Genomic DNA, 24,154 nt, shown 5'->3' on the forward strand with positions numbered 1-24,154 from the left:
CGCCCCCATTAATAAAATTAACATTATGGTTGCACGATTTTAAAACTGTCTATTTTATAGGGACAATATCAAGGACTTCGCACGTTTGGGTGATGACTTCGCACGTTTGAGCACGACTTCGCACGATTACATCCCGAAACATATACAAAAGCCGCCTCCACAATTGTAGAGGCGGCTTATTGGTTTTACGCGGATTTATGATCTTTTTTCCCTTTCTTTTTGTCTGAATTAAAAAAGAACCAGCCTTTATATCCATAGATTATCGTAATAATAATCCCAATATAACCAAACCACAAGAAAGGCAGATAAGCTAGTGTCGAAACACCTAGAACTGTCGACATATAGATACCGCCGTCTGACCAAGGGACCATTGGCGTTGTAACCGTTCCGCCGCCTTCTGTATTCCGTGATAATACACGGCGGTCAATATTCCGGTCATCATACAGGTCTTCGGTCATTTTTGTTCCTGTAATATTAGATACATAGGCAGCACTTCCAAATAAGTTGCCCAGAAAACCTGAAAACATGGTTGCAAGTGTCAGCCTTCCAGTACTGTCCTTCACCCAGTTATCAAACAAATTACTGAAGGCTCGTAATATGCCCACCTGGTCAAGCAGCCCGCCTAAACCAAGTGCCATCAAAATCAGTGCAATGACACCAAGCATGGACACAATACCACCAGAATTAAGCAATGAATCAATAAATTCAACACCGGAAGAAATGTCAACTACACCATCATAGGCTGTCTTTATTGCTGCAATAATGGTCATTCCTTGAAATAATGCCGCCCAAATGGCTCCGAGAAGTGCACCAAACGAAATAACCGGAATGGCTGGCTTCCCCATTGCCAACAATGCAATGACAACGGCAGCTGGAATCAGAATATACCAATGAATATTAAACGTTTCGCCTAACGCTGATGCAACACCCTGTGCACGTGATAAATCACCGTCATCATTAACATAAAAGAAACCGACAAGTGTAAATAGAAATCCCGTAATTAATAATGTCGGAATACTGACTGGCAACATTCCTTTCACGTGTTCAATAACATTCACTTTCGAAAGTGAAGCAGTTAAATTTGTGGTGTCTGACAGCGGAGACAATTTATCGCCCACATATGCTCCCGATATTACGGAACCCGCTACTAATGGCAATGGAATTCCGAAACTGGACCCAATTCCCATCATGGCAATTCCAGCTGTACCCGCAGTCCCAAACGATGTGCCGGTAGCAAGGGATGTGATCGCACAAATAATCATTGCCGCCACCAAAAAGATAGTCGGATTTAAAATTTGTAACCCGAAATAGATCAACGAAGGGACAATTCCACCGGCAATCCAGGTTCCTATTAATGCCCCAACGGTAAATAAAATGAGTGTTGCTTCCAACCCATTATATATCCCCTTCATGATGGAATCCTGCAAGTTCTGGTACGAATGTTTTAATTTTAACCCCAAGCCAATTACAATAAACCATGTTGCAAACAGTCCTAATTGAATCGGTATGGAAAAAACAGCGACAGATAAAGACATAATCACCAGAAATATGATCAAAACAAGAAACACTTCATACATTTTTGGTTTTTGCGGTTTCAATTAAGATCCTCCTTAAATTTTAATTCTATTCGTTCCTGTAATTGGCAACGCTTACAAAAGGAATCCGAACACCTCCCTCCTCATATAATCAACCCGTCAGCTTGTAAACCAGGTTTTTCGATATATTTTCTTGTACAGTTACATGCAAAAACCATGCCATTATTTATTGGAGTGATATATTATATTACTCCATACACCGCCCTCTTCCAAACCGTATAATAACTTTTACACTTTCTAATATTTTTTACACACCCATCATTGGAACTTCTATCGTTATGCGAACAATTCCGTACGATTAGATTGGCACAAAATTTGCATGCATATATGATGAAACCGTTTAAAAGGAGGTACAGCCTTGAAGAACGCAATACATCACGACATTGTTGTCATCGGCGGAGGGATTATGGGAGGAGCAATTGCGCATTATTGTGCAAAAGCTGGTCTCGACATCGCTGTTTTGGAAAAAAAAGAACTGGCAAACGGGACCTCTTCCCGCTGTGACGGAAATATTCTGGCGATTGATAAGGATCCCGGTTTCGACAGTCAAATGTCGCTAAAAAGCCAGCGATTGGTGCATGAATTAAATGATGATCTGGATATTGACTTTGAGTACCGCAACCCGGGAAGTATTCTTGTCTGTGAAAATGATAATGAAATGGATGCTGCCAGTAAATGGGTGCAGCAGCAACAGGATGCAGGATTGGACTTTCAGATGCTGGACCGGGAAGATTTGCGAAACGAATCCGCATACTTTGCCGATGACCTGTATGGCGGTCTGGAGTGCAAATCAGATTCCACCGTTAACCCGTATATGCTTACATATGCTTTGTTTCACAAGTCAGAACAAAACGGTGCCAGCATATACGCACATACAGCAGTGAAAAACGTGTCTAAAGGCAGTGACGGACAATTTGTGATCGAAACCAATCAACAAACATTCACAGCAAAAAAAGTGGTAAATGCCTGTGGTGTATGGGCCCCTTTTATCGGTGAAATGTTGGATGTCGATATCCGCATCAAACCGAGAAAAGGCCAGCTGATTGTCGCCTCCAGAGAGAAACCCGTGGGATTAAGGAAAGTCATGGAATTTGGCTATTTGATTTCCAAGTTTGGCGGCGAACGGATGGTTGATGACATGACGGAAAAGTATGGTGTTGCCTTAGTGTTTGAACCGACTGAAAGCCAAAACTTCCTGATTGGCAGCAGTCGGGAATTTAACGGATTTGATACGAAGGTTAACCAGGATGTGACACGTTACATAGCCAAACGGGCAGTAAGGTTCTATCCGAAAATGGCCGACATGACCGTGATTCGAACATATGCCGGGCTCAGGCCGTGGACTGAAGACCACCTGCCAATTGTGTCGCATGTCGATGAAGTGCCAGGGTTTTATATCGCGGCCGGCCATGAAGGCGATGGAATCAGCCTGGCAGCGATAACAGGAAAAGTGATCGAGGAAATGATTTCCGACAAGGAACTGTCGATTCCAATTGACGCATTACGTCACAGCCGCTTTACAGAAAGGGTGTTGAGTTAATGAAGCTGAACCGGTTATTTACCACCATCGATACCCATACAGGCGGCAATCCGACCAGAACTGTATTAAGTGGACTTCCGAAGCTAAAAGGAAACACCATGTCGGAAAAGATGCTTTATATGAAAAAACACTATGACTGGATTCGGAAATTTTTAATGAATGAGCCAAGAGGTCATGATGTAATGTCCGGTGCGCTGATGGTGAATCCGTGCCATCCGGACGCTGATTTCGGTGTTATTTACATCGAGACTGGCGGATACTTGCCCATGTGCGGCCATGATACGATTGGATTTTGCACAGCACTTGTCGAAGCAGGACTGATTGAAATCACTGAGCCATACACCAACATCAATCTGGATACACCGGCCGGAATCGTTCGCGTAAAAGTTAAAGTGGAAAGCGGAAAAGCATTGGAGGTTACCTTTGCAAATGTCCCGTCTTTTCTGCTGAAAACGGTTGAAATGGATGTTGAACATGTCGGTCCCATTACATGTGAAATTGCATACGGCGGTAATTTTTACGGAATAATCGATGCGCGTAAACTGGGACTGGAGCTCACAACCGATAACGCATCAACTATTATAGACAAGGCTATAACGATACGAAATGCCATTAATGAACAGGTGGACATTGCGCATCCTGAACAACCTTTCATAAATGGGCTAACCCATATTGAATTCTATACTGATCCGGTTCATCCGGATGCTGATTTAAAAAATACAGTTGTGGTACCACCCGGCGGAATTGACCGCTCTCCTTGTGGCACCGGAACTTCAGCCAAGCTTGCAGCGATGTACCATCATGGAGATATTAAACAGAATGAACTATTTATCTATGAAAGTATCGTTGGCACACTTTTTAAAGCAAAAATACTGGAAACAACAATGATAAAAGACTTTGAAGCTGTTATTCCTGAAGTCACCGGATCCGCCTGGGTCATGGGGATGCATCGTTTCTTCTACAATGATAAAGACCCGCTGGCGGAAGGATATTTACTCATTCCGCCCATGGAAGGTCATTAAGAAGGGAGGCATACGATGGAAGCTGACAAAATGTTTACTACGATTGACACTCACGTTGCGGGAGAACCTTTTCGGATTATTGTTCACTCACTCATGACGTTGAATGCTGATGTTATGGAATTAAATCAGGACACGATTGATTTGAATTTTAAGCGTGAAAAAGAACTGCTTTTAAACGAGCCGCGGGGTTATCAAGGTATGAATGGGTGTATTGTGCTGCCATCTAAGGTTGCTGATTATGCGTGTCTGTTTGTTCAACATGATAACGGTACATCCTTCACATACAGCGGTTTAGTTGCTACCGTAACAGCCCTACTGGAAACCGGAAACATTACCAAAAAAGAAAAGAACGTGTATCAAATAGAAACAACTCACGGTATCTATTCCATCACAGCTATATTCGAGCAGCAGGAAGTCCGTTCATCTTGCTTTGAAAGCGGTGAATGCAAGGTTTTGAGTATCGACGAAACATGTAGCATTGTTCAAATTGATCAATCCCGGGACTATCTGGTTTATCATTTGCCCGATTCCATCCCCGGTATTGACATGGAAAACCTCCTCGCCATTTCAAAGTGGGGAAAACACACTGTTACAGAGGCAGGAAAAAAACATGCATTTGATGGTGTTATCTTGACCGAATCAATTTCCAGGCAGAATCAGGCCAAGGTTCGTTCGGTCACCTTCAAGAAAGATGGAACCATTTTGCGGTCGCCAGGGGCAGATAGTACGTTTGCTATTTTCCAGTTATTGCTCTATGAGTCCCCTGCTATAACAACGCTTGAGAACGAGAGTATTTTTGGCGGCACAATGACCGCAGCATTGGCAGCAGGAACCAGTCATCATTTTTTAATGGAAACAGAGGCGTATGTTACGGGAATTCATCAATTCATCTATGATCCAACAGATCCGCTAGAACATGGATTTTTGTTGAAATAAGTTTTATAAACTAAGGAGGAGTTACAAATGGCATTATTAGAAGGAGCATTTCCGGTACTTGCAACACCAATGCACGATGATGAAACGATTGATTATGAGGGATTGAAGCGAAATATCGAGCATTTTATCACCATAAACGTGGCTGGCATCATTGTCAACGGGAGTACCGGTGAATTCGTCAGTCTGACAAAAGAGGAGAAATTCAAACTTATGGAAGTGGCTGCTGAACAAGTAAACGGCCGCATTCCACTAGTTATTGGTACTGCGGCAGAAACGACTGCAGACGCGGTGGAATATACGAAAAAGGCGGAATCGGTTGGAGCAGATGCCGCGCTGTTAATCAATTCGTACTATGCGCACCCGAAAGATAACGAAATCTATGAACATTTTAAAACGGTTGCTGAGTCCGTATCACTCCCTATCATGATTTATAATAACCCATTCACTTCCGGGATTGATATCGAGACGGAAACCATTTTACAAGTGGGCCGTGATGTGGAAAATATCACACACGTCAAAGAATCAAGTGGTGAGATTCGTAAAGTCCGAGATATCGTAAGACAGGGCGGCAATTCCATCATACCATTTTGCGGATCAGATGACCTTGTGCTTGAATCCTTTTTGGTGGGTGCAACCGGCTGGGTATCGGTAGCCGGAAATATTGTACCTGAATTGGCAACCGAGCTCTATACAACTTTTAAGGAAGGCAATGTAGATAAAGCCTGGGAAATCTATGATCAAATTCTGCCGCTTTGCAATTTCCTGGAGGACTCCGGGAAATATGTACAAATAGTTAAACGCGGAATGGAGCTGCAAGGGCTGGCCGGTGGACCTTCACGCAAACCACGGCTGCCGCTGACCGATAAGGAAGAAGTAACATTGCGGGAAATTTTAGATCAAATACAGACTGTTAAACAATAACAAACAAAATTTTAAGGAGGTTACATTTAAATGGCTACAAAAGAAATGGTGTTGAAGCCGAAAGTGGAAAAGTTTTTGCAGGGTGTTAAAGGCCTGTATATTAACGGTGAATATGTGCAATCCACAAATGGTGAGACTTTCGATGTCCTGAACCCGGCCACAGAAGAGGTTATTGCAAAGGTAAGTGAAGCGCAGGAAACTGACGTTGATGCTGCTGTCAATGCTGCCAAAAAGGCCTTTGACGAGGGTGATTGGACCAAAATGGAAGCAGCAGAGCGGTCACATCTGATTTATAAATTTGCCGACTTACTCGAACAAAATCGGGAAGAGCTCGCACAGCTGGAAGCACTGGATAACGGGAAACCATACAAGGTGGCATTGGAAGACGATGTGGATGGTACCGTTCAGCACTTTCGTTATTATGCCGGCTGGGCAACAAAAATAACCGGAAAAACAGTCAACGTATCGCCTGATTACTTTAATTATATTGTACATGAACCTGTAGGCGTCGTCGGTCAAATCATCCCATGGAACTTTCCACTCGCCATGGCCGGATGGAAACTTGGTTCCGCACTTGCTGTAGGATGTACGATAGTTATTAAACCAGCAACTGAAACACCTTTATCACTACTCTACGCTGCACAATTGTTTAAAGAGGCAGGCTTCCCTGACGGTGTTGTCAATGTTGTGCCCGGAGCCGGCAGTGTAGCTGGCGAGGCTCTTATTTCGCATAAAGATGTAGCAAAAGTTGCTTTTACGGGATCCACCGCTACCGGAAAAAATGTCATGCAAAAGGCGGCCGATGACATTAAAGGAATTACGCTGGAGCTTGGCGGAAAATCACCTAGTATTATTTTCGATGATGCCAACATGGAGGAAGCAATTGAAGGATCACTTAACGGGACAATGTATAACCACGGCCAAAACTGCAGCGCCTGTACACGGCTCTATGTTCAGCGTGATCATTATGACGAGGTAGTCGAAGCGATTGCCGAACGTGCTAACGCCATTAAACTCGGACCAGGCATGGATACTGAAACCGAAATGGGACCGCTGATTTCAGCTAAACAGCAGCAAACTGTTCTCGATTATATTGAAAAAGGTAAAGCTGAAGGAGCGCGCCTCGTGGCAGGCGGCAAAAAAGCATTTGACAAAGGTTATTTTGTCGAACCAACTGTTTTTGCCGATGTTGAAGATGATATGACCATTGCACGAGAAGAAATTTTCGGACCGGTAATCGCCATCTTTCCATTTGACTCAGAAGAAGAGGTTGTAAAGCGGGCAAACGACAGTGAATATGGTTTAGCTGCCAGCGTTTGGACAGAAAATATTCGAAAAGGACACCGCGTTTCCGGCAAACTGCAGGCAGGCACTGTTTGGGTCAATGATTTCGGCCTCGAATTAGAGACGATGCCATTTGGCGGCTACAAGAAATCCGGAATCGGCCGTGAGATGGGCGGAGAATATGGTTTGGCAAATTACACGGAGGTAAAAAGTGTATTGGTTAGAATAACGTGATTCAGTGATCAGTACCCATAGTTAAAATAAGATACCCACCCCAAATAATAGATGGGTGGGTATTTTTTATTTGGACTGTTGGTTCACGCATTACTTCATTGTCTTGGTTTCAATTATACGAAATTTGTTTTCTGCGGAGAAGGCTGGCTGCCCGTTTCATGCTGGGGTCAGTTTGGCGTTGACTTCGCACGTTTGGGGAGCGACTTCGCATGTTTCGGGGCTGAGTTCGCTCGTTTGACCGATCATTTTTCACATTTCTGCCCCGAGTTCGCTCATTTGACCGGCCACTTCGCTCGATTTCGGCCGGAGTTCGCTCGTTTGGACGCCCACTTCGCTCGATTTTTGCCGAAGTTCGCTCGGTTTACACCTCGCCCCCAAAAACCATGCTGTTATATCCACAAATTTAAAAAACTGCCACCCCACACAAGTGACAGTCCTCCCTATTACTTCAGTCTCTTCAAATCATCCAACTCTTCCATCACAGCCACCAGCACCGGGTCACCCGGCTCCAGACCGGCTACCTCCCGTAACGCCTGCTCATACCCATCTTCCGCAATCATCTGCTGCAGTTTCACCGCCTCGTCATCTTCCTCATTGTGAAAGTGCAATGCCGCAGCAATAATTTTGGCAAGGTAGACGGGTTTTTTGCCGGTTATCTCCACATATTCAGTGGCCGGTCTAACCAGGCGATCCATGGGGCCGAGTTTGCGGATTGGTCCGCGTCCGACACGCTTGACATCGTCTGATATATACGGATTTTTGAAGCGGGCGATGATTTTGGCAATATAATCCGCGTGTGTTTCGCGGTCAAAATCATACGTTTGGATGAGAACTTCGCCGGATTCATTCAATGCGCCGCCGATGATGTCCTGAACCCGCCAATCATCCATGGCTTCACTTATGGTGCTGTATCCCATGTACTGTCCGATGTATGCCGGGACTGCGTGGCCGGTATTGACGGTAAATAACTTCCGCTCGATGTATGGCTGGAGATCGTCGACATAGGTGATCCCGTCAATTGCGGGTGCCTCCCCTTTCATACCACTCATCTCCACGACCCATTCATAATACGGCTCGACAGACACGGTCAACAAATCGGCATTGGACTGGTTCGGCACGATCCGGTCGACAGCAGCATTTGGAAAGCCGAACAGTTCGTCACATTTCCCGCGCTCATCCGGGCCAAGATGTTCATACACTTTTTCCTTGAGCAATGCGCTCCCGCCGATCATATTTTCACATGCAATCAAATTGAGTGCTTTCGGATTACGCGCAACTCGTTCCTGCAGCCCGCGTGCAATGAGCTTCGCGATAATCGGCAGGATATTCGGGCCGACAGCTGTGGTGACAACATCGGCTTTTACGATAGCATCAACGGCATCATCCGGATTCGAGACACTGTTGATTCCGGAAACATCCTTTACTGCCAGTGTTTCGCTATTTTCTGCGGCCAAAATGACAGGATATTCTTTTTTCGCATTGAGTTCGTTGATCACTGCTTCGTTCACATCGACAAAAGTTGTATGGTAGCCTGCCTTATACAGGAGTTCGCCGATAAACCCGCGGCCGATGTTGCCGGCACCAAAATGTACAGCTAACATTTATTCCACCTCGTTAAATAAAGCGAGAATTTCTTCACTGGAATCAGCGGAGATCATTTTTTCAATGTTCTCTTCTTCGGCACAGACGATGGCAATTTTCGAAAGGACTTCAAGATGCTCATCCCCTTTTCCGGCGATCCCGATCAGTACTTTAACCGTGTTGCCGCTTCCGAAATCCACGCCGTCCGGAATCGTCACAATCGAGATGCCGGTTTTCGTTACGGTGTCTTTGGAGTCCTCGGTTCCGTGCGGGATGGCGACATAGTTCCCCATGTAGGTGGACGTCACTTCTTCGCGCTCCAGCATTTTTTCGACATATTCTTTTTCCACATAGCCATTGTCCACTAAAATTCCGCCGACATGACGGACTGCTTCTTCTTTTCCGTTCAATTTCACGTCAAGTTGAATGTTTTGCTCGTTTAAAATTTGGTTTTCCATGTTGATACGCTCCCTACAGAATATTTTTGTCATGTAAAAATTTTTGCATCTCGTGGCTCATAAACGCTTTTATCCGGGTTTCATCGCCGGATTCAAACAGATGCGAGCTTTCTTCATCCTGAATCATCAGACTGCTCAAGTGACTCAGCACATCCAGGGCCCCCTGATCAGCATCATCTGGCGCAAGCATCACCAGGATCGTGTCTATGTTCATCGGGGCATCGTCCATCCCCTCCAGTGTTAACGGATGCTCAAGCGGATAGATGGTGAAACTCAGCTGATCCAACCCGCTTGACCGTGCATGATACAGCGCCAGCGTTGTGCCTGGTATGCCGAGCCCGCCTTTTTGTTCCCGTTGTTGCAGCTTTTGAAAAATCAATTCCTTATTCCGAATCAGCCCGTGCGTTTCCAGTTCATTGCTGATGAACCGTAAAACAGATGCGATCGACAATTCTTCCTCGATGTTCGCTGCAAAAACGGATGCCAGCAAGTCTGTGACTGCTTTTGTGTATTGCTGGGTCGTTTGCAATCGCTGCATAAAATCGTCGTCCGGCTGGAATGATGTGTCATCACGTGACAGACGGCGGGTAATTTTTTTCTGCTTGATTGCTTTTTTAATGCGGTGCACTTCCGCTTCTGTCAGCATCGGTGAAATTTGGATAGACTCATCCTCGCCCAGCCCAATCGTGGAAACAACGATATCGTACCTCGACATTTCAGCCTGTTCTAAATCAAGGACCGATTTATTTTCCACATTTCTTATTTCCGGAATCTGCTGCTTAAGTTTGGTTGCCAGTATTTTCGCTGTCCCGATTCCGCTTGAACAAATGACCAGTGCACGCATTTCCGAGTCTGCCTCATCGCGAATCATTGCGGCTGCGAAGTGGAGGACAAGATACCCGATTTCGTCATCCGGAACATCCAGATTCGGAAAAATTTCCCCGACCGCTTCCTGAATCAAGTCAAACAGCGAATCATAATCACGCTGGATCTCGCCGATTAACGGATTCCGGATCGCCAACCCCTGCTTCATCCGGTAAATGGACGGTTTCAAATGGGCGGCCAAATCATTCAGCAACACGGTATTTTCACGCATCCAATCATCCTCAGTCATGCTGCTCACATAATTGATCAGTTCTTTTGCCTTGTATACAATGTCCAGTCCCGACTCTTCCATTAAACTATTGGAATCGGATCGGAGTTTTGCCCCCATTAAATGCATCGTAATATAGCCGATTTCGTCGTTCGGAATGTCCATCTGAAACGCTTCTTCAAAATGCGCAATCATTTTCCTGGCAACAGTGAATTCCCGGGATTCCTCCATCTGGGTCAAATAATCCGGATCGATATGAATCGAATCCCCTTTTAACAGCCGCTCCAGCGCTAAAGCCAAATGGACAACCAAGCCGATGTACGCACTGTCAGCAAGCTCCTGCGGCAATTCTTCCATCGCCGCATTAACCGTTTCTTCAATAATCGTCAGTTTTTCCGGATCGACCAAGCCGAGCAGTCTGTCGGAAATCATGCTGGATTGCTGCTGTTTTTCGATATTATTTTTTAAAAGCGAAACATATTGGAAGGGTTCGATATGCGCGGTGATCAGACTGCTTAATGCCGCTCGCTTATTCGACTCTTTTCCTTCCAATCGGACACCATAACCTCGTTTGCGGATCAATGTAAGCTGATACGTTTTCAGTTCCGCTTCAAGCTGATCCAGATCATGGCTGACCGTTGCGATCGTAACTTTTAATTCATTGGCAAGGGTGAAAAGCTTGATCGGTTCATCCATTTCCAGCAGTGTCGCGTAAATCATCGCCTGCCGCTCCTCCGCCGTGAAATCCGAAAACGCCGCATTGGAAACCTCCAAATCGAGTTTGTTCCTGGATTCGGCATCACCGGAAATAACCAGCCCCCGACCCGCTTGCCGGACCAACTGTAGATTATAATCCGCAACAATGTCCTCGATATTTTTCAAATCACGGTGCACGGTCCGCTCGCTCACATCCAGCGTATCGGCAATTTGATGCACGGTCAGGGCACCGTCTGCGTGCAACAGCAAATGAATAAATTTACGTTCACGGCCGGAAATGTACATCTTTTCACCCCTTTCATGCCAGCTTAGTTTTTAAAACGTTCCACCAGTTCATCATACTTGGGACTGTTTAAAAAGTTTTCCACGGAAATGTGTTCCGCATCCGGTTTTTTCGCCTCGGCACTGCTCGTTAAGTCTTTATGCGTAATGATTAGATCCGCGTCATCCGGAATTTGACTGATTGCGGAGTTGGTAACAAAAATATCAATATCCGCTTTTTTAAATTTATTTTTTAACAATGATGCACCCATGGCACTGGATCCCATTCCGGCATCACAGGCAAAAATAATTTTGTTAATGTCATCATTCGATTTTTCAGCCGGTGCTTCTTCTTTTAACGAACCCGCAACAGCGCTTTCCTTCCCTTTCATTTCTTCCATTTTATCAGTAGCTTCCGATAAATCCCCATCTTTTACCTTGCTTGTTTTCAAAATGAGGGCGGAAATGATGAATGAAACGGCTGTGGCCACGAGCACACCAGCTATGACGCCAAGGAAATTTCCTTGCGGTGTCATGGCGAGTACCATAATAATGCTTCCCGGTGATGCCGGTCCGGTCAATCCTGCTTGGAAAAGTGTCAGGGTGAACACACCGCTTATACCACCGCCGATAACGGCAAGCAGCAACGCAGGCTTCATCAATACATATGGGAAATAAATTTCGTGAATTCCGCCGAAAAATTGGATGATCGCTGCACCCGGAGCAGAACTTTTGGACGCCCCTTTGCCAAAAATCGAAAACGCCAGCAGCACGCCGAGTCCCGGACCAGGGTTTGCCTCGAGCAGTAGTAAAATGGAGTCCCCAACTTCATTAGCCTGTTCGATTCCAAGCGGAGTCAGTATCCCATGATTAATGGCATTGTTTAAAAATAGTACTTTTGCCGGTTCAATAATGATACTGGCAAGCGGTAACAGGCCGGCATTAATAATCGTCTCCACACCTGCCGCTAACGCCGCACTTAAGCCTTCCACAACAGGACCGATTAATTTAACCGCAATCCCTGCAAGAATTGCGCCTAGGATTCCTGCTGAAAAATTGTTATACAGCATTTCAAATCCTGATTTAATTTTATCCTGAAACATATCGTCGACTTTCTTGATTAAATATCCGCCAAGAGGTCCCATCACCATGGCGCCAAGGAACATCGGGATATCTGTCCCGGCAATCACCCCCATTGTTGCAATGGCACCGACGACACCACCGCGCATGTCATATACAATCCTGCCGCCTGAATACCCAATTAACAATGGAAGCAAATATTTAAGCATTGGATCGACCAATACCGCTAAATCTTCATTCGGAAACCATCCATCGGGAATGAATAGTGCGGTAATAATGCCCCACGCGATAAAGGCGCCGATATTCGGCATGATCATACCGCTTAAAAAGCTTCCAAACCGCTGAATCTTTGCTCGAAATTCTTTCTTTTCAGCCATTATAAAGCGCTCCTTTTTTATGAATTGATAAGTCCTTAACTTAAGGTTACTGCGCAAATAGAGCGTTTACAACAAAATCTAAATGCTATTTTGTCAGAATCGACGCTGACAAGATTAAAATGTGCTATACTGAATCGGTCAATTAAAATGGGGGAATGGGTTATGGCAAAAATCACACAGAGATCGGACCAGGCTGCACGGGATTTCATCCGGGAAAACGTAATCGAACACAACATGAAACAGCTTCCCGACGAATTGAAAACGGACAAAAAAGAATTTGGCTTCGTATTGGAAGATGACGACGGCAATGTCATCGGCGGCATCACCGGAACGATGTACTGGCAGCACGTACATATCGATTTTTTGTGGGTCGAGGAAACACTGCGGCTGGAAGGATACGGCCGAATGCTGCTGGAGCGGCTCGAGCAATATGCCATTGATCATGACTGCCGGCTTATGTTTCTCGATTCTTTCAGCTTCCAGGCGCCGGAATTTTATATGAAGAACGGGTTTCAGACGTTTGGCATTTTGGAGGATCACCCGCGAGGCTTTAATCAGTATTTTTTGCAGAAGCGCTTGGGTGACTGAGGGGCGAATCGGCAGCATGACGTAAAATTGAATGGGAGGAATTGGGTGGAACTGTGGGATGTGTATGACAAGGACAGGCGAAAAACCGACAGAACACATAAACGGGGTGTTCCTTTGCCAGACGGGGATTTTCATCTGGTCGTAAGCATTTGGATTGTGAATGATAAAGGGGAGTTTTTAATCTCAAAACGACACCCCGATAAACCGAATCCCAACCTATGGGAGTGTCCAGGCGGTTCGGTGCTGACTGGCGAGAACAGTTACCAGGGCGCACTGCGCGAGGCATATGAGGAAATCGGCATTGACCTGTCCGGGTACGGCGGGGAAATTGTACGCAGTGTACGGCGGGAGCGCGACTTTTGGGATGCCTGGCTGTTCCATGCTTCATTTGCCATTGAAGACGTGGTCCCCCAGCCGGATGAAGTCATCGACGCGCGGTGGGCTGCACCGGATGAAATCAAACGTTTGATCAAGGATGGGGCGTTCGTTCCGTCATTAAGGTATTTTCGGGATATGTTTAGGGGATCTGTAGCTTGGTGGAAATGATGCTTGGCGGCGCCCCCCCTATTTCTATCGGCGGGTTGGGCTGTTTTATCGGCGGCTTTCACCATTTTATCAGCGGGTCCAGCGATTTTATCGGCGGATTGTGCTATTTTATCAGCGGATTGGACGATTTCATCGGCGGAGGAGGGCCCCTCTACACATAAAAACCATGCGCCAATCAAACTTTTCAACCCACTCCACCACCCGGGGGCAAACCTTCATCAACCCAGCTCCGGATAAAACAGCACCTTGCCAAACGACCCATCGCGATTCACAATCCGATCAAACACATCAGGGCCTTCGCGCAAATTCAGCCGGTGGGTGATCATCGACTTTACATCCAGTTGACCACGGGCCATATGATGAACGGTCGCATCCCACTCTTTTCCCGGAAATGGCGCGGATATCGCGTTCCATGATCCTAATACGGTCAGCTCGCTCCGGACAATTTTCTCAAAATAAAACCGCCCAATGTTCACGTCTGCATATGGGATGCCCATAAACACGACTTCCCCGCCTTTTTTGGCCAGCGCAAATACTTGTGCTGAGGTAACAGGCGACCCGGCAGACTCGACCACGACATCAACACCTTTGCCACCCGTACACCCCATTAATTGGTCATACGCCGGGGCCCCTGAGGAATTGATCACGACATCGGCGCCAACCTCCCTGGCAGTCCCAAGCTTGTCATCATCAATATCAATCGCAAACACCGTTTCGGCACCGAATATTTTCGCCCATTGGACCGCGAGCAGGCCAATGTTGCCGCATCCCATTACAGCAACACTTCCCCCGGGCTGCAGTGATGTGCGGTACATGCCGTGTACGACGACGGCCGATGGCTCGATCATGGCTGCCGTATCAAAGTCCACCTCGTCGGGTAATGGTATAATATTTTCCGCCGGCAGTTTGACATACTCGGCATATGCCCCGGGATGCCGCGCGCCGATGACGGTTAGCTTTTCACAGCGCGACAGCTCTCCTTTTCGGCAGCTTTCACATTTGCCGCAGTAAAAAGTGGGACAGCCTGCCACGCGATCACCTGCCTGGAGCCCACCAACTTCCGGCCCCGCTTCGACAACCACTCCGGAAAACTCGTGCCCGAACGTCATTCCCTCTACATACGGGCCGAGTTTTTTATATCTGGAAAGGTCAGATCCGCAAATTCCCACCGCTTTGACCTTCACAATTACGTCATCCGGATTCTCAATAACAGGTTCCCGCGAGGTGTCCTCGCTTCGTAAATCCTGTATGCCATATAGATTCAGTGCTCTCATACTGTTCACCCTTTCCACTCCGGCAGCGGCCTTAATCATACCGACTTTTTCAACCTGGCTGCCGGCTTTCATTCATACCGTATTTTTTAACTCTGACCGCCTGATTCTGATTCACGCTGCGCTTTTTCAACTGAGTGCCGACTTCTTTCCCCATTTTTTAACTCTGACTTTCAGCATCTGATTCATGCCGCACTTCAACCCTGACCGCCAGCCTCTGATTCACGCTGCGTTTTTCGTTTTCTAAAAAATATATTCAACAGGGCTGCGCCTACAACCATACTGTTCAAAATCATCTGATGCTGAAAATAGAAATCGCCTACTGCTCGCCAGAACGGCCCCAATACGAAGTCCAGAACAATTTCGACCATTTTCAACTCACCCTTTCAACAAAAATCACACTCTCACTCAACAGGCGTCAGCAGTACTTTTATCGCCTCGCCGCCTTTAATCGCCTGATATGCTTGATCCCATTCCGTAATAGCAAATTCATGCGTGACCATCGCCTCGGCATTCACGTTTCCACTATTCATCAGTTCCAATGAGGGGCCCCAATCGGCGGGTTTTTGACTTCTGCTGCCGACAACGCGAATTTCTTTTTGAATCACTTTTTCCATGTCGTAGGAAACATCTGCTTTGGGAAAAATTCCAACCTGGCAGTATTGTCCTTTTTTTCGCAGCAAATCGAGTCCCTGTTTGGCTGCCGGAACCGCGCCTGAACATTCAAATACGATGTCTGCACCATACCCGTCTGTTAACGAAGCAACCGTTTCTTTCACATCTTCTTCCTGCGTATTCACAACATGATTGATCCCCAGTTCTTTCGCTTTATTTAAGCGGACCTGATCATTGGTCAAGCCCGTGATGATTACAGTCGCGCCAAAACTTTTCGCCACTTGTGCGGTGAATAATCCGATGGGGCCGGGCCCGATCACGACGGCAATGTCACCCTCATTAATCACTGTTTTGGATACGGCATGATGAGTGCATGCCAATGGTTCCGTCATTGCCGCTTCTTTGTAGCTGACGCCATCCGGAAGCTTATGCACACTTTTTGCCCGGGCGATTAGATAATTGGTAAAGCCGCCATCCTGCTGCGTGCCCAATCCTTTCCGGTGATTACACAGGTTATAATCGCCGGCCTGACAATATTCACATTCACCGCATATATAATAGGTTGTTTCCGACGTTACCCGGTCGCCAACTTCGAACGCTGTTACACCCGGTCCGACTTCCACAATCACACCGGAAAATTCATGCCCTAATGTGACCGGAACGCCTACTTTGTAATGACCTTCATACGTGTGAATATCCGACCCGCAAATCCCGGCATATTTCACCTCAATTTTCACCTCGTCATTGCCGGGCTGCGGTTCATGTTTATCCTGAATTTCCAGGTTGCCAAATCCGAGTTCGGTTTTCACTAGCGCCTTCATTAAAAACATCTCCTTCATCAATCAGTTAAACAATGCGAAAATCTTAAAGATGATCCAGTTAAACAGATTGCCTCCCTGGTCAATACTGGAAATCTTAGTCGATCCTTCAGGCATTTCGAAGTCTGCATTGATTGCCATTTCCGTGAAAATCGGTGCTACGTCGGTTGCCATATATAACGACAGCGCGATCATAACCGTGCCGACAATGACGGAATGCACAATATTTCCTCGAGCTGCCCCGACAATGAACGCGACAATAAATGGAATCGTTGCCAAGTCACCAAACGGCAGCAGCGCGTTACCTGGTAAAATAATTGCCAGCAGCACGGTGATTGGCACCAGAATCAATGCTGTGGAAATAACGGATGGGTGACCCAACAGCACCGCAGCGTCCAGCCCGATATAGATTTCTTTATCGCCAAACCGTTTGCTCAGCCATTCCCTTGCCGATTCGGAAACTGGCATGAGTCCCTCCATCAAAATTTTCACCATGCGCGGCATCAACACCATAACGGCGGCCATCGCCATCCCGATTTCAATAATCTCCCCGACATTGTACCCGGCCAGAAAACCGATCGCGGCGCCGAGGAAAAGCCCGATAAAGATCGATTCCCCAAATACACCGAATCGCTTTTGAATCGTGTCCGGATCAGCGGACCAGTTTTTGATCCCGGGAATTTTTTGCAATCCTTTGATCAGAAAAATCCCAGGTGCATAGGAAATGGTGCTCCCGGTTGCAATCGATACACCCGGCATTTCATAAAAGTTAGTAACCATCGGCGCCGTCCAGTCCGCTACTTTCAGACAAATAATCTGGAAAATAACGGCCGCGATCAGCCCTTGGATGATGCTGCCCGATATCGCATAAACCATCGCAGCCATAAACGTGTAATGCCAGAAGTTCCAAATATCGACGTTCATCGTTTTCGTCGTTTTCGTTACGAGCATGACAACGTTTACAACCAAACCGAGCGGAATAATGAACGCCGCTACCGTGGACGCCCAGGCAATCGATGATGCAGCCGGCCATCCGACATCAATGACGGTCAGGCTGACACCGAGCCGCTCCACCATTCCCTGTGCTGCCGGTCCCAGGTTATTGACGAGCAAATCAATGACAAGGAATATACCAACAAAGGCAACCCCGATCGTCAGACCCGAACGAAATGCTTTTCCCGGTTTTTGGCCAAAAAACAACCCTAATAAGAATATTGCGACAGGCAAAATAACAGTTGCCCCCAGATCAAGAAACGCCTGGATAAAATCAACAAATCCCTGCATGTTTCCTTCCTCCTTATGTTGTTAAGAGGTTGGGAAAAATAGAAACCCAAAAGTAGAACAATTCCGGAAATGAGCGGAGGAAATATACGCAGACTCCAAAACGTGCGATCTCCTCGCTCAAACGTGCGAACTCCTCACTCAAACGCGCGAACTCCTCGCTCAAACGTGCGAACTCCCGCTCAAACGTGCGAACTCCTCATTCAAGTGGGAGGAAAGGCATAGGTGAGACTCTGCAATGCGACGAGCATTACTACTACTGAATATGCTACGAGTTGCGAGGAGTGCTGCTCCTCTGAATATGCTTGCAACACGACGAGCACCGGGCACGAAGAGGCTCACCAGCCGCCCACGGTAAAGAAGACACAGCGAAAGTGATTTTCTTGAGCTGATGTCGCACTTATGCTGGCAGTGAAAGCGAAGTATATTTCCGGAGCGGTTCATGCTCCATTCCGGATTTTCTTTTTATGCCCCAACCTCTAAACAGGTTTATTTTTTCAATTCCTCCAAAATCTTTTGTTTCGTGTCGTCTGTGCCGATTCCGGTTAAGAATGATTGTGCATTGATCACCGGAAATGGAAAGTCTTTCTTGGTCATGGCGGTCGTTACCAGTAAATCGGCAGTGTCCACATAGGAACCAACTTCGGCAATCTTAATTTGAACCAGATCCAAATTAAGGTTATGTTCTTTGGCCATTTCCTCAATTGCGCCGTTCACAACGGTTGACGTCGCAATGCCGGCACCACAAGCTACCAGTACTTGTTTTTTTGCCATCTTACTCACCCCCTTCAAAGGAATAGATTAAGTTTTGTTCAATTAACGTTTTGATTGTGGACTTATCAGCTTCTGTTATCGTCTTTAATGTCTCCTCATTCTGGAAAATCTGCATCAGGTTCTGCAGTAACGAAAGCTGTGAATGTGCCTCATCCATTGCCAGCAGGAAGACGACCTTAACAGGTGTTACCGCATCGGGATCGCCCATCACGCCAAAATCGACCGTTTCCTTTAGAACAGCAATACTGATCGCCTTTTGGTTCACATGTTCAACATCTGTATGTGGAATGGCCACAGATACCGTTTTGGTGGGTAAACCGGTTGCAAATTCACCTTCTCTGGCAATAACGGCATCACAGAAACTTTCTTTTACCAGGCCTTTGTTACATAAGTTTTGACTCATTTCCGTCAATACTTCTTCTTTTGTACCGCTGTTCAAATCCAATAGAATAACGGATTCGTCAAAAAACGGTTCACTCATCGTTGTACACCCCATTGTTTAATTTTCGGAATACAGTTTGATTAAATTATAAATAGCTTCCGTGTTGTTCGCTTCGATCAGTGCGTTTCGGTCTTTGTCCGCTTGCACAAGTTTCATTAATTGCATCAAGGCTTGAAGATGCTCCTGTTTATCGACAGCCGCGATCACAAACATCAGCTTAATCGAATGTTCGTCAGCAAACGTGACTCCATTTTTGATCCGTAATAAACTCATAGAAACATGGTTCACGCCATCTTCAGGTGCAGCATGCGGGATCGCAACATTCGGTGCGATCACGATATATGGATCCTTATTGTAATCATGAATCATTGCATCAATATAGCTTTCTTCAACCAGACCCTTTTGTAATAATGGTTCCGCACCAACCCATATTGCCTCTTTCCACGAACCCGTCATTTCTTTTAAAATAATTTTGTCAGGCGTGATTAAGTCTGACAGGTTTGGTGTGTAGGGATTCTCCTGAATTGGACCCGAATCCGGAAGCTCATCATCCGTTAAATAATTGTCCAACTCCGAAAACAGCGCTTTTTCATTTTCAATCGTTGTATGTTTCCTAATAATCCCCATCAAATCATCCGTACTGATTGTCGACGGCGTAAAACCGTGTAGCTCCTGCATGACTTGTTTTCGTAAGGTTTTTTTTTCACCACGTTCCAAAAATGAATTGACAGTATACTGTTTTTTGACCGTTTCGATTTGGATTGGTGAAAATACAATGTCATAATCCAACTGGTAATGCTCAAATTCCCTTACCGACAGCGAATCCAAAAATATAAATTCAGGGAACAAATCATCCAACTCGCTATACAATAATCGCGACACAGACACACCTTGCGGACAAACTACAACAGCCTTTACCTTCTCCTGAATACTGTCACCCTGTCTTGTTAACCAGCCGCCAATCAGCATCGTCAAATAAGTCGTTTCGCTCTCCGGTATCGCACTCCCAATTAATTTTTCCAGCGGGCCTGTTGACTTCTTGACAATGTGATGAAGTGCTTGGAACTCCCTGCTCACTTCTATTTTTGCCTCGTTCACTTCCGTCAGGTGATATTTAATTCTGTAATACGCCGGCTTTACATGGAGTAACAATTTTTGCAGCAACTGCCCCCTGTCCAGCAACTTCATACAAGCAGTCTGTTCAAACAAATCAAGCATGTTCTTTAATGCTTCCAGTAAGTTTGGAATGGTATCTTTTGTTAAAAATTCAGACCAATGAACATTCGATGTTAATAAATGTAACGTTATAAAGAGTCTTTCTTCCTCAGGGATATCCTGGACTCCGGAAAATATTTCTTCCGTCGCTGCATATTCTTTTGTATCTGCCAGTTCATTGTACTGAATATAAAAAGGTGCAATGGTTAGCCTGTTTGAAATCCTTCGCAAAATAATGATAAAAATGTACGGCATAATTTCCAGCTTTTCATCGGTGAACTTAAGATTTAACTTGTTTTCCACGTTTTCAACCTGGCTCGACAGCTGCTCCACCTGGTCCTCCGTAATACGTGCAGTTTGGCGAATCCGCTCTCTCCCCTGATTAAGCTTAAACACATTGTAAATCACTTTGATCAAAAGCTTTCTGATGTTAAATTCATTGCCTTCGAACAGGTACCCCTCACGTCTTGAATATCGAACGTTTAAATCATATTTTTCCGCAATGTTTTGTACATGTTTCAAATCGGAAAGAATGGTGTTCTTGCTGACCATTAACTCACTTGTAAAATGAATAAGCGCTAAATCCTCATTACTCAAAATCATTAAAATGATCATATAAACACGTTCATCTTCAGAAAGAATCCGTGTATCCATATCAATCTCATTCTCATTACTGAACTTAGCCAAGATAAATGGCTTGATCAGAAAGTATCCCTGCTTCGTTCTTTCAATTTCAGGAAGGTTATTGAACTTCAGCCAGTCATTAATCTTGGTAATACTGTAACCCAGTTGCCGTCGCGAAATGTTATATCTGGATTCCAGTTCCTTGCCTTTAATACCTGGATTATCCACCAAATCACCAAACAATTGACTGCTTCGGTCATCAAGTTGCATCGTAACCCTCCTTCCACTATTAATTGTATCAACTGAAGCGACAAAAGTGTATGCGTTTTCATCACAGTTTGTTGGACGTGAATTGTACAACATTGTGATTTGTGAGCACAAATCACTGTTGACCGATTGGGGACGGCTTTGATGTTGACGTTGGAATGCTTTTTGAATGCGGTGCTGGGGGTAGACTGTTGCTGGACGGTTGATTCCGGGCCTGGGTTGGTTGATTTATCACAGCGGACGGTTGATTCCCAGCCAGGGTTGGTTGAGTTATCGCCACGTATGGGCGATTCCAAGCGTTGAAAGACCCAATCCCCCCCTCAATTTAAATAGGGTGAATTGGGTCTTCGGTACTTCATGAACCACCTTATACTATTTGGCTTTTTTAACCTTCCTTTTCTTCAAGTAAGCGGGATTTTGAATGAAATACCGCAGAACGTTCTCATCCACACGATCCATGTATTCTTTGTAGTAATTGGTTTCATAGTGATCCGGTGTAACGCTGCCAGGATGCTTATAATGAGAATAAAACGCCCTATCATTCAAATCGATTGTCTTCACATTCGGTAAAAGATTCAGAAAGTAATTCTCCATATATTCAAAGAGATAATTACTGCGTTGAATGTAGGTTTGATTTTTAAACTTACGGAATCCCCCGTCTTTTGTATGATACCCCTCTGCTTTTCTTACTTTTTGAAGAATGATACGCTCTTCTGGTACATATTTAACCAGTTTCTTGCAAAACTTTTTAATAGCTTTATGCCAATACTCCAGATAAGACTCGATATTTTTCTGATTCAACACCGTCACTTTCGGTTCAATTTCATGGAGGTAGTTATGATTTTTACGCAACATATAATTGGCGGTGATCATGTGTTTGTCGTCAAATAGGAGAACGTCCTTTGATCCGTCTACGTAAAAGTCCAGAATTAAAAAGTCAGGTTTTGCCTGTTTAAGATTCTTAAAAAAGTCTTTTTCAAAGTCACTGCGGACGTTATCTATAAACGTTGGATGCATTCCGGTGAATTTTTCTTCAGGGAATTTAACAGGTTTCCCCATTTTACTGATGATGGAAGAATGAAACTGTGTGTAGACAACTTCATATTTATTTTTATAGTCGGGATTATAATAATCTCTTGAGCCAAATCCAAGTCTGCTGAAGCAAGAGCCTGAGACTGCAACTTTCAATGAATGATTGTCGGGTTCCTGAGTTCTGATACGGCTTCTAAATTGTAGTTTATTGGAACCGTCCCTGATCAGGCGGACCTGATATTTATTCGTCACCCGAATCGGTTTTTTGGATAATTTCACTGATTTATCCAGATATATGGGTAGATTCATTTTCACCTTGGCTTGTTTTTCCCGGAATTTCATGTTTATAAAAAACAAATCTTTATCATCAATATGATGGTGTTGTACAAATTGCTCCAAGGATAGCGTGACGTTGAATGTTCCATCTTTTTCAGTAACAGGCAGCTTCATGACAGTTGCCGTACGTTCAGCATTTGCAAATGCGGACTCTTTTTTCAAAACAGCCTCGTCGACAATAAGATTGTCCGCTTTACCCTCAATGCTGACATTTTGTTCATTCACACGTAGATGCTGAATGGTGACTGGTTCTTTGTCGGTGGTGATGGACAATGAAAAAGCTTCCTGCTCATCATAAACAAAACGAGCACTTAGATGTGACGACAAGTTGAAAGCTTGATTAAAAATGTCATTGTCAGGGTCGATATCCACATGTTCGGTCACCGTTTGACCAGTATTATTTTTTACCGTTACAAAAAGATCCCATCTCGTCATGGGTGCTAATGTCTTGCCAGCTATAAACGTACTCAAATCCACTTTGGACGTGAGCTTTTGATGGTCTGTCTGTTGGAATGAAAAGGATTTTTCATCCTGATGATCGTCCAAGTCAGCTTGTATTCTTTTTTTAAACGTGAGTTCCAGTTCAACAGGTTGATTTGCATTTGAAATTTTTTTATAAAAGTCGTCAGCTATTGTAAACCCAAGCGTCAGCTTTTGATTTTCAATTTGGGTATCCGTAACAAGGGCAGAAAGTTTTCCCGCTTTAACGGATATAGCCAACGTTTGGTCCTTTGTGACATACGGTTTAGCGGTATAGAATATATGGGGCGTATGCTTCATCCGGATGCTTTCTTTAAAATCTGTCTGTATTTTTTCTCTTCGCTCTCCGTATGAAATATAACAATCCCATATTTGATTTTGCCCTAATTTTTCTTTCCATTTATCCAATTGCAGCGAAATCGTAAACTCCTGACCCTGCCATTCCACATTCATATACATCCTTTGTGGGCTAAAATAATCTTCTTTGGGTACTCTCTCTTGGAAAAAAATGTCAGGTTTTTCGTTATCCATTTTTTCGTTAAACGTTCCTTTTAAAACTATCTTTTGCTGCCCTTCCTGGTGTATAGCATTAAAATAAGCCAGCATGGTAACCCTCCATTAAGTATTCAAATCATACTCTAATTTTACCATCTTTCCCCTTTACCTCGTTAATAATTATTTCAAACCTTTTATTTGAGTGAATTTCATAATTATCAGCCCTTCTGCGGCAAGGGCTCAGAGACATAAAAAAGGAAGTACCTCCCCA

22 protein-coding genes are annotated in these 24,154 nt (G+C 45.0%); 9 read left to right on the top strand and 13 right to left on the bottom strand.

Annotated elements, in window-relative coordinates; all coding sequences use genetic code 11:
* Positions 1-185: 185 nt before the first annotated feature.
* On the bottom strand, positions 186-1,577 hold the full coding sequence (gene nhaC, locus ABD010_RS14405; RefSeq protein ID WP_390351213.1) for a Na+/H+ antiporter NhaC: 1,392 nt from the start codon (positions 1,575-1,577) through the stop codon (positions 186-188).
* 424 nt (positions 1,578-2,001) lie between these two features.
* Between nhaC and ABD010_RS14410 the strand changes: the two genes are divergently transcribed.
* From ABD010_RS14410 to ABD010_RS14430, 5 genes are read left to right on the top strand one after another with little or no spacing between them, the layout of a single operon-like run.
* Positions 2,002-3,135, top strand: coding sequence for an NAD(P)/FAD-dependent oxidoreductase (locus tag ABD010_RS14410; RefSeq protein WP_390351211.1), 1,134 nt, complete (start codon positions 2,002-2,004; stop codon positions 3,133-3,135).
* Positions 3,135-4,157 carry a proline racemase family protein gene (locus ABD010_RS14415; protein WP_343814573.1) on the top strand — a complete coding sequence of 341 codons (1,023 nt, stop codon included), beginning with the start codon at positions 3,135-3,137 and terminating at the stop codon, positions 4,155-4,157. Before ABD010_RS14410 ends, ABD010_RS14415 begins: the two co-directional genes overlap by 1 nt.
* Positions 4,158-4,172: 15 nt before the next feature.
* A complete protein-coding gene (locus ABD010_RS14420; RefSeq protein ID WP_343814574.1) occupies positions 4,173-5,093 on the top strand; it encodes a proline racemase family protein in 921 nt (306 codons plus the stop codon).
* A gap of 27 nt (positions 5,094-5,120) precedes the next feature.
* On the top strand, positions 5,121-6,014 hold the full coding sequence (gene dapA / locus ABD010_RS14425; RefSeq protein ID WP_343814575.1) for a 4-hydroxy-tetrahydrodipicolinate synthase: 894 nt from the start codon (positions 5,121-5,123) through the stop codon (positions 6,012-6,014).
* Positions 6,015-6,044: 30 nt separating this feature from the next.
* Positions 6,045-7,532 carry an aldehyde dehydrogenase family protein gene (locus tag ABD010_RS14430; RefSeq protein WP_343814577.1) on the top strand — a complete coding sequence of 496 codons (1,488 nt, stop codon included), beginning with the start codon at positions 6,045-6,047 and terminating at the stop codon, positions 7,530-7,532.
* Between the two features lie 443 nt (positions 7,533-7,975).
* Here the strand turns inward: ABD010_RS14430 and ABD010_RS14435 are convergent, their stop codons facing one another.
* The 4 genes from ABD010_RS14435 to ABD010_RS14450 are packed head-to-tail and all read right to left on the bottom strand — an operon-like array spanning position 7,976 to position 13,099.
* Complete coding sequence (locus tag ABD010_RS14435) at positions 7,976-9,133, bottom strand: mannitol-1-phosphate 5-dehydrogenase (protein WP_343814579.1); 1,158 nt, start codon at positions 9,131-9,133, stop codon at positions 7,976-7,978.
* On the bottom strand, positions 9,134-9,571 hold the full coding sequence (locus ABD010_RS14440; RefSeq protein WP_343814581.1) for a PTS mannitol transporter subunit IIA: 438 nt from the start codon (positions 9,569-9,571) through the stop codon (positions 9,134-9,136).
* A 13-nt stretch (positions 9,572-9,584) separates the two neighbouring features.
* Positions 9,585-11,666 carry a BglG family transcription antiterminator gene (locus ABD010_RS14445; protein WP_343814583.1) on the bottom strand — a complete coding sequence of 694 codons (2,082 nt, stop codon included), beginning with the start codon at positions 11,664-11,666 and terminating at the stop codon, positions 9,585-9,587.
* A 23-nt stretch (positions 11,667-11,689) separates the two neighbouring features.
* Positions 11,690-13,099 carry a PTS mannitol transporter subunit IIBC gene (locus tag ABD010_RS14450; protein WP_343814585.1) on the bottom strand — a complete coding sequence of 470 codons (1,410 nt, stop codon included), beginning with the start codon at positions 13,097-13,099 and terminating at the stop codon, positions 11,690-11,692.
* 162 nt (positions 13,100-13,261) lie between these two features.
* Between ABD010_RS14450 and ABD010_RS14455 the strand changes: the two genes are divergently transcribed.
* Genes ABD010_RS14455 through ABD010_RS14465 form a run of 3 tightly spaced genes read left to right on the top strand, consistent with a single transcriptional unit; the run spans position 13,262 to position 14,394 of the window.
* The gene (locus ABD010_RS14455) at positions 13,262-13,687 is read left to right on the top strand and encodes a GNAT family N-acetyltransferase (protein ID WP_343814586.1); all 426 of its coding nucleotides are present in this window, start codon (positions 13,262-13,264) and stop codon (positions 13,685-13,687) included.
* Positions 13,688-13,732: 45 nt separating this feature from the next.
* Positions 13,733-14,233, top strand: a complete 501-nt coding sequence (locus ABD010_RS14460) for an NUDIX hydrolase (protein WP_343814587.1) — start codon at positions 13,733-13,735, stop codon at positions 14,231-14,233.
* Positions 14,221-14,394 carry a hypothetical protein gene (locus tag ABD010_RS14465; RefSeq protein ID WP_343814588.1) on the top strand — a complete coding sequence of 58 codons (174 nt, stop codon included), beginning with the start codon at positions 14,221-14,223 and terminating at the stop codon, positions 14,392-14,394. Before ABD010_RS14460 ends, ABD010_RS14465 begins: the two co-directional genes overlap by 13 nt.
* A gap of 57 nt (positions 14,395-14,451) precedes the next feature.
* On the opposite strand, the gene ABD010_RS14470 is transcribed toward ABD010_RS14465, so the two are convergent.
* The 7 genes from ABD010_RS14470 to ABD010_RS14500 all read right to left on the bottom strand — a co-directional run bounded on the left by ABD010_RS14470 (position 14,452) and on the right by ABD010_RS14500 (position 21,543).
* Positions 14,452-15,507, bottom strand: coding sequence for a galactitol-1-phosphate 5-dehydrogenase (locus ABD010_RS14470; RefSeq protein WP_343814604.1), 1,056 nt, complete (start codon positions 15,505-15,507; stop codon positions 14,452-14,454).
* Positions 15,508-15,701: 194 nt separating this feature from the next.
* Positions 15,702-15,875: a hypothetical protein gene (locus ABD010_RS14475; protein WP_343814590.1), complete on the bottom strand. Its 174-nt coding sequence runs from the start codon at positions 15,873-15,875 to the stop codon at positions 15,702-15,704.
* A gap of 33 nt (positions 15,876-15,908) precedes the next feature.
* Positions 15,909-16,940: a zinc-binding dehydrogenase gene (locus ABD010_RS14480; protein ID WP_343814592.1), complete on the bottom strand. Its 1,032-nt coding sequence runs from the start codon at positions 16,938-16,940 to the stop codon at positions 15,909-15,911.
* A 21-nt stretch (positions 16,941-16,961) separates the two neighbouring features.
* Entirely contained in the window at positions 16,962-18,221 is a 1,260-nt protein-coding gene (locus ABD010_RS14485; protein ID WP_343814593.1) for a galactitol-specific PTS transporter subunit IIC, read from the bottom strand.
* A gap of 486 nt (positions 18,222-18,707) precedes the next feature.
* Complete coding sequence (locus ABD010_RS14490; protein ID WP_343814595.1) at positions 18,708-18,992, bottom strand: PTS sugar transporter subunit IIB; 285 nt, start codon at positions 18,990-18,992, stop codon at positions 18,708-18,710.
* Position 18,993: 1 nt separating this feature from the next.
* Complete coding sequence (locus tag ABD010_RS14495; protein WP_343814597.1) at positions 18,994-19,473, bottom strand: PTS sugar transporter subunit IIA; 480 nt, start codon at positions 19,471-19,473, stop codon at positions 18,994-18,996.
* 18 nt (positions 19,474-19,491) lie between these two features.
* Positions 19,492-21,543, bottom strand: a complete 2,052-nt coding sequence (locus tag ABD010_RS14500) for a BglG family transcription antiterminator (RefSeq protein WP_343814599.1) — start codon at positions 21,541-21,543, stop codon at positions 19,492-19,494.
* Positions 21,544-21,684: 141 nt separating this feature from the next.
* Here ABD010_RS14500 and ABD010_RS14505 point away from each other — a divergent pair, with 141 nt between their 5' ends.
* Positions 21,685-21,843 carry a hypothetical protein gene (locus ABD010_RS14505; protein WP_343814601.1) on the top strand — a complete coding sequence of 53 codons (159 nt, stop codon included), beginning with the start codon at positions 21,685-21,687 and terminating at the stop codon, positions 21,841-21,843.
* A 69-nt stretch (positions 21,844-21,912) separates the two neighbouring features.
* Here ABD010_RS14505 and ABD010_RS14510 read toward each other — a convergent pair whose 3' ends face one another.
* Positions 21,913-23,994, bottom strand: coding sequence for a DUF6270 domain-containing protein (locus ABD010_RS14510; RefSeq protein ID WP_343814603.1), 2,082 nt, complete (start codon positions 23,992-23,994; stop codon positions 21,913-21,915).
* Positions 23,995-24,154: the final 160 nt, after the last annotated feature.

It is taken from the genome of Virgibacillus siamensis (genome assembly GCF_039522605.1).
GTDB lineage: Bacteria > Bacillota > Bacilli > Bacillales > Amphibacillaceae > Lentibacillus > Lentibacillus siamensis.

Bases quoted from the DNA above. Each gene is read 5' to 3' on its own strand.
- nhaC (WP_390351213.1), bottom strand. From the start codon at position 1,577: ATGTATGAAGTGTTTCTTGTTTTGATCATATTTCTGGTGATTATGTCT.
- ABD010_RS14410 (WP_390351211.1), top strand. From the start codon at position 2,002: ATGGGAGGAGCAATTGCGCATTATTGTGCAAAAGCTGGTCTCGACATC.
- ABD010_RS14415 (WP_343814573.1), top strand. From the start codon at position 3,135: ATGAAGCTGAACCGGTTATTTACCACCATCGATACCCATACAGGCGGC.
- ABD010_RS14420 (WP_343814574.1), top strand. From the start codon at position 4,173: ATGGAAGCTGACAAAATGTTTACTACGATTGACACTCACGTTGCGGGA.
- dapA (WP_343814575.1), top strand. From the start codon at position 5,121: ATGGCATTATTAGAAGGAGCATTTCCGGTACTTGCAACACCAATGCAC.
- ABD010_RS14430 (WP_343814577.1), top strand. From the start codon at position 6,045: ATGGCTACAAAAGAAATGGTGTTGAAGCCGAAAGTGGAAAAGTTTTTG.
- ABD010_RS14435 (WP_343814579.1), bottom strand. From the start codon at position 9,133: ATGTTAGCTGTACATTTTGGTGCCGGCAACATCGGCCGCGGGTTTATC.
- ABD010_RS14440 (WP_343814581.1), bottom strand. From the start codon at position 9,571: ATGGAAAACCAAATTTTAAACGAGCAAAACATTCAACTTGACGTGAAA.
- ABD010_RS14445 (WP_343814583.1), bottom strand. From the start codon at position 11,666: ATGTACATTTCCGGCCGTGAACGTAAATTTATTCATTTGCTGTTGCAC.
- ABD010_RS14450 (WP_343814585.1), bottom strand. From the start codon at position 13,099: ATGGCTGAAAAGAAAGAATTTCGAGCAAAGATTCAGCGGTTTGGAAGC.
- ABD010_RS14455 (WP_343814586.1), top strand. From the start codon at position 13,262: ATGGCAAAAATCACACAGAGATCGGACCAGGCTGCACGGGATTTCATC.
- ABD010_RS14470 (WP_343814604.1), bottom strand. From the start codon at position 15,507: ATGAGAGCACTGAATCTATATGGCATACAGGATTTACGAAGCGAGGAC.
- ABD010_RS14475 (WP_343814590.1), bottom strand. From the start codon at position 15,875: ATGGTCGAAATTGTTCTGGACTTCGTATTGGGGCCGTTCTGGCGAGCA.
- ABD010_RS14480 (WP_343814592.1), bottom strand. From the start codon at position 16,940: ATGAAGGCGCTAGTGAAAACCGAACTCGGATTTGGCAACCTGGAAATT.
- ABD010_RS14485 (WP_343814593.1), bottom strand. From the start codon at position 18,221: ATGCAGGGATTTGTTGATTTTATCCAGGCGTTTCTTGATCTGGGGGCA.
- ABD010_RS14490 (WP_343814595.1), bottom strand. From the start codon at position 18,992: ATGGCAAAAAAACAAGTACTGGTAGCTTGTGGTGCCGGCATTGCGACG.
- ABD010_RS14495 (WP_343814597.1), bottom strand. From the start codon at position 19,473: ATGAGTGAACCGTTTTTTGACGAATCCGTTATTCTATTGGATTTGAAC.
- ABD010_RS14500 (WP_343814599.1), bottom strand. From the start codon at position 21,543: ATGCAACTTGATGACCGAAGCAGTCAATTGTTTGGTGATTTGGTGGAT.
- ABD010_RS14505 (WP_343814601.1), top strand. From the start codon at position 21,685: ATGTTGACGTTGGAATGCTTTTTGAATGCGGTGCTGGGGGTAGACTGT.
- ABD010_RS14510 (WP_343814603.1), bottom strand. From the start codon at position 23,994: ATGCTGGCTTATTTTAATGCTATACACCAGGAAGGGCAGCAAAAGATA.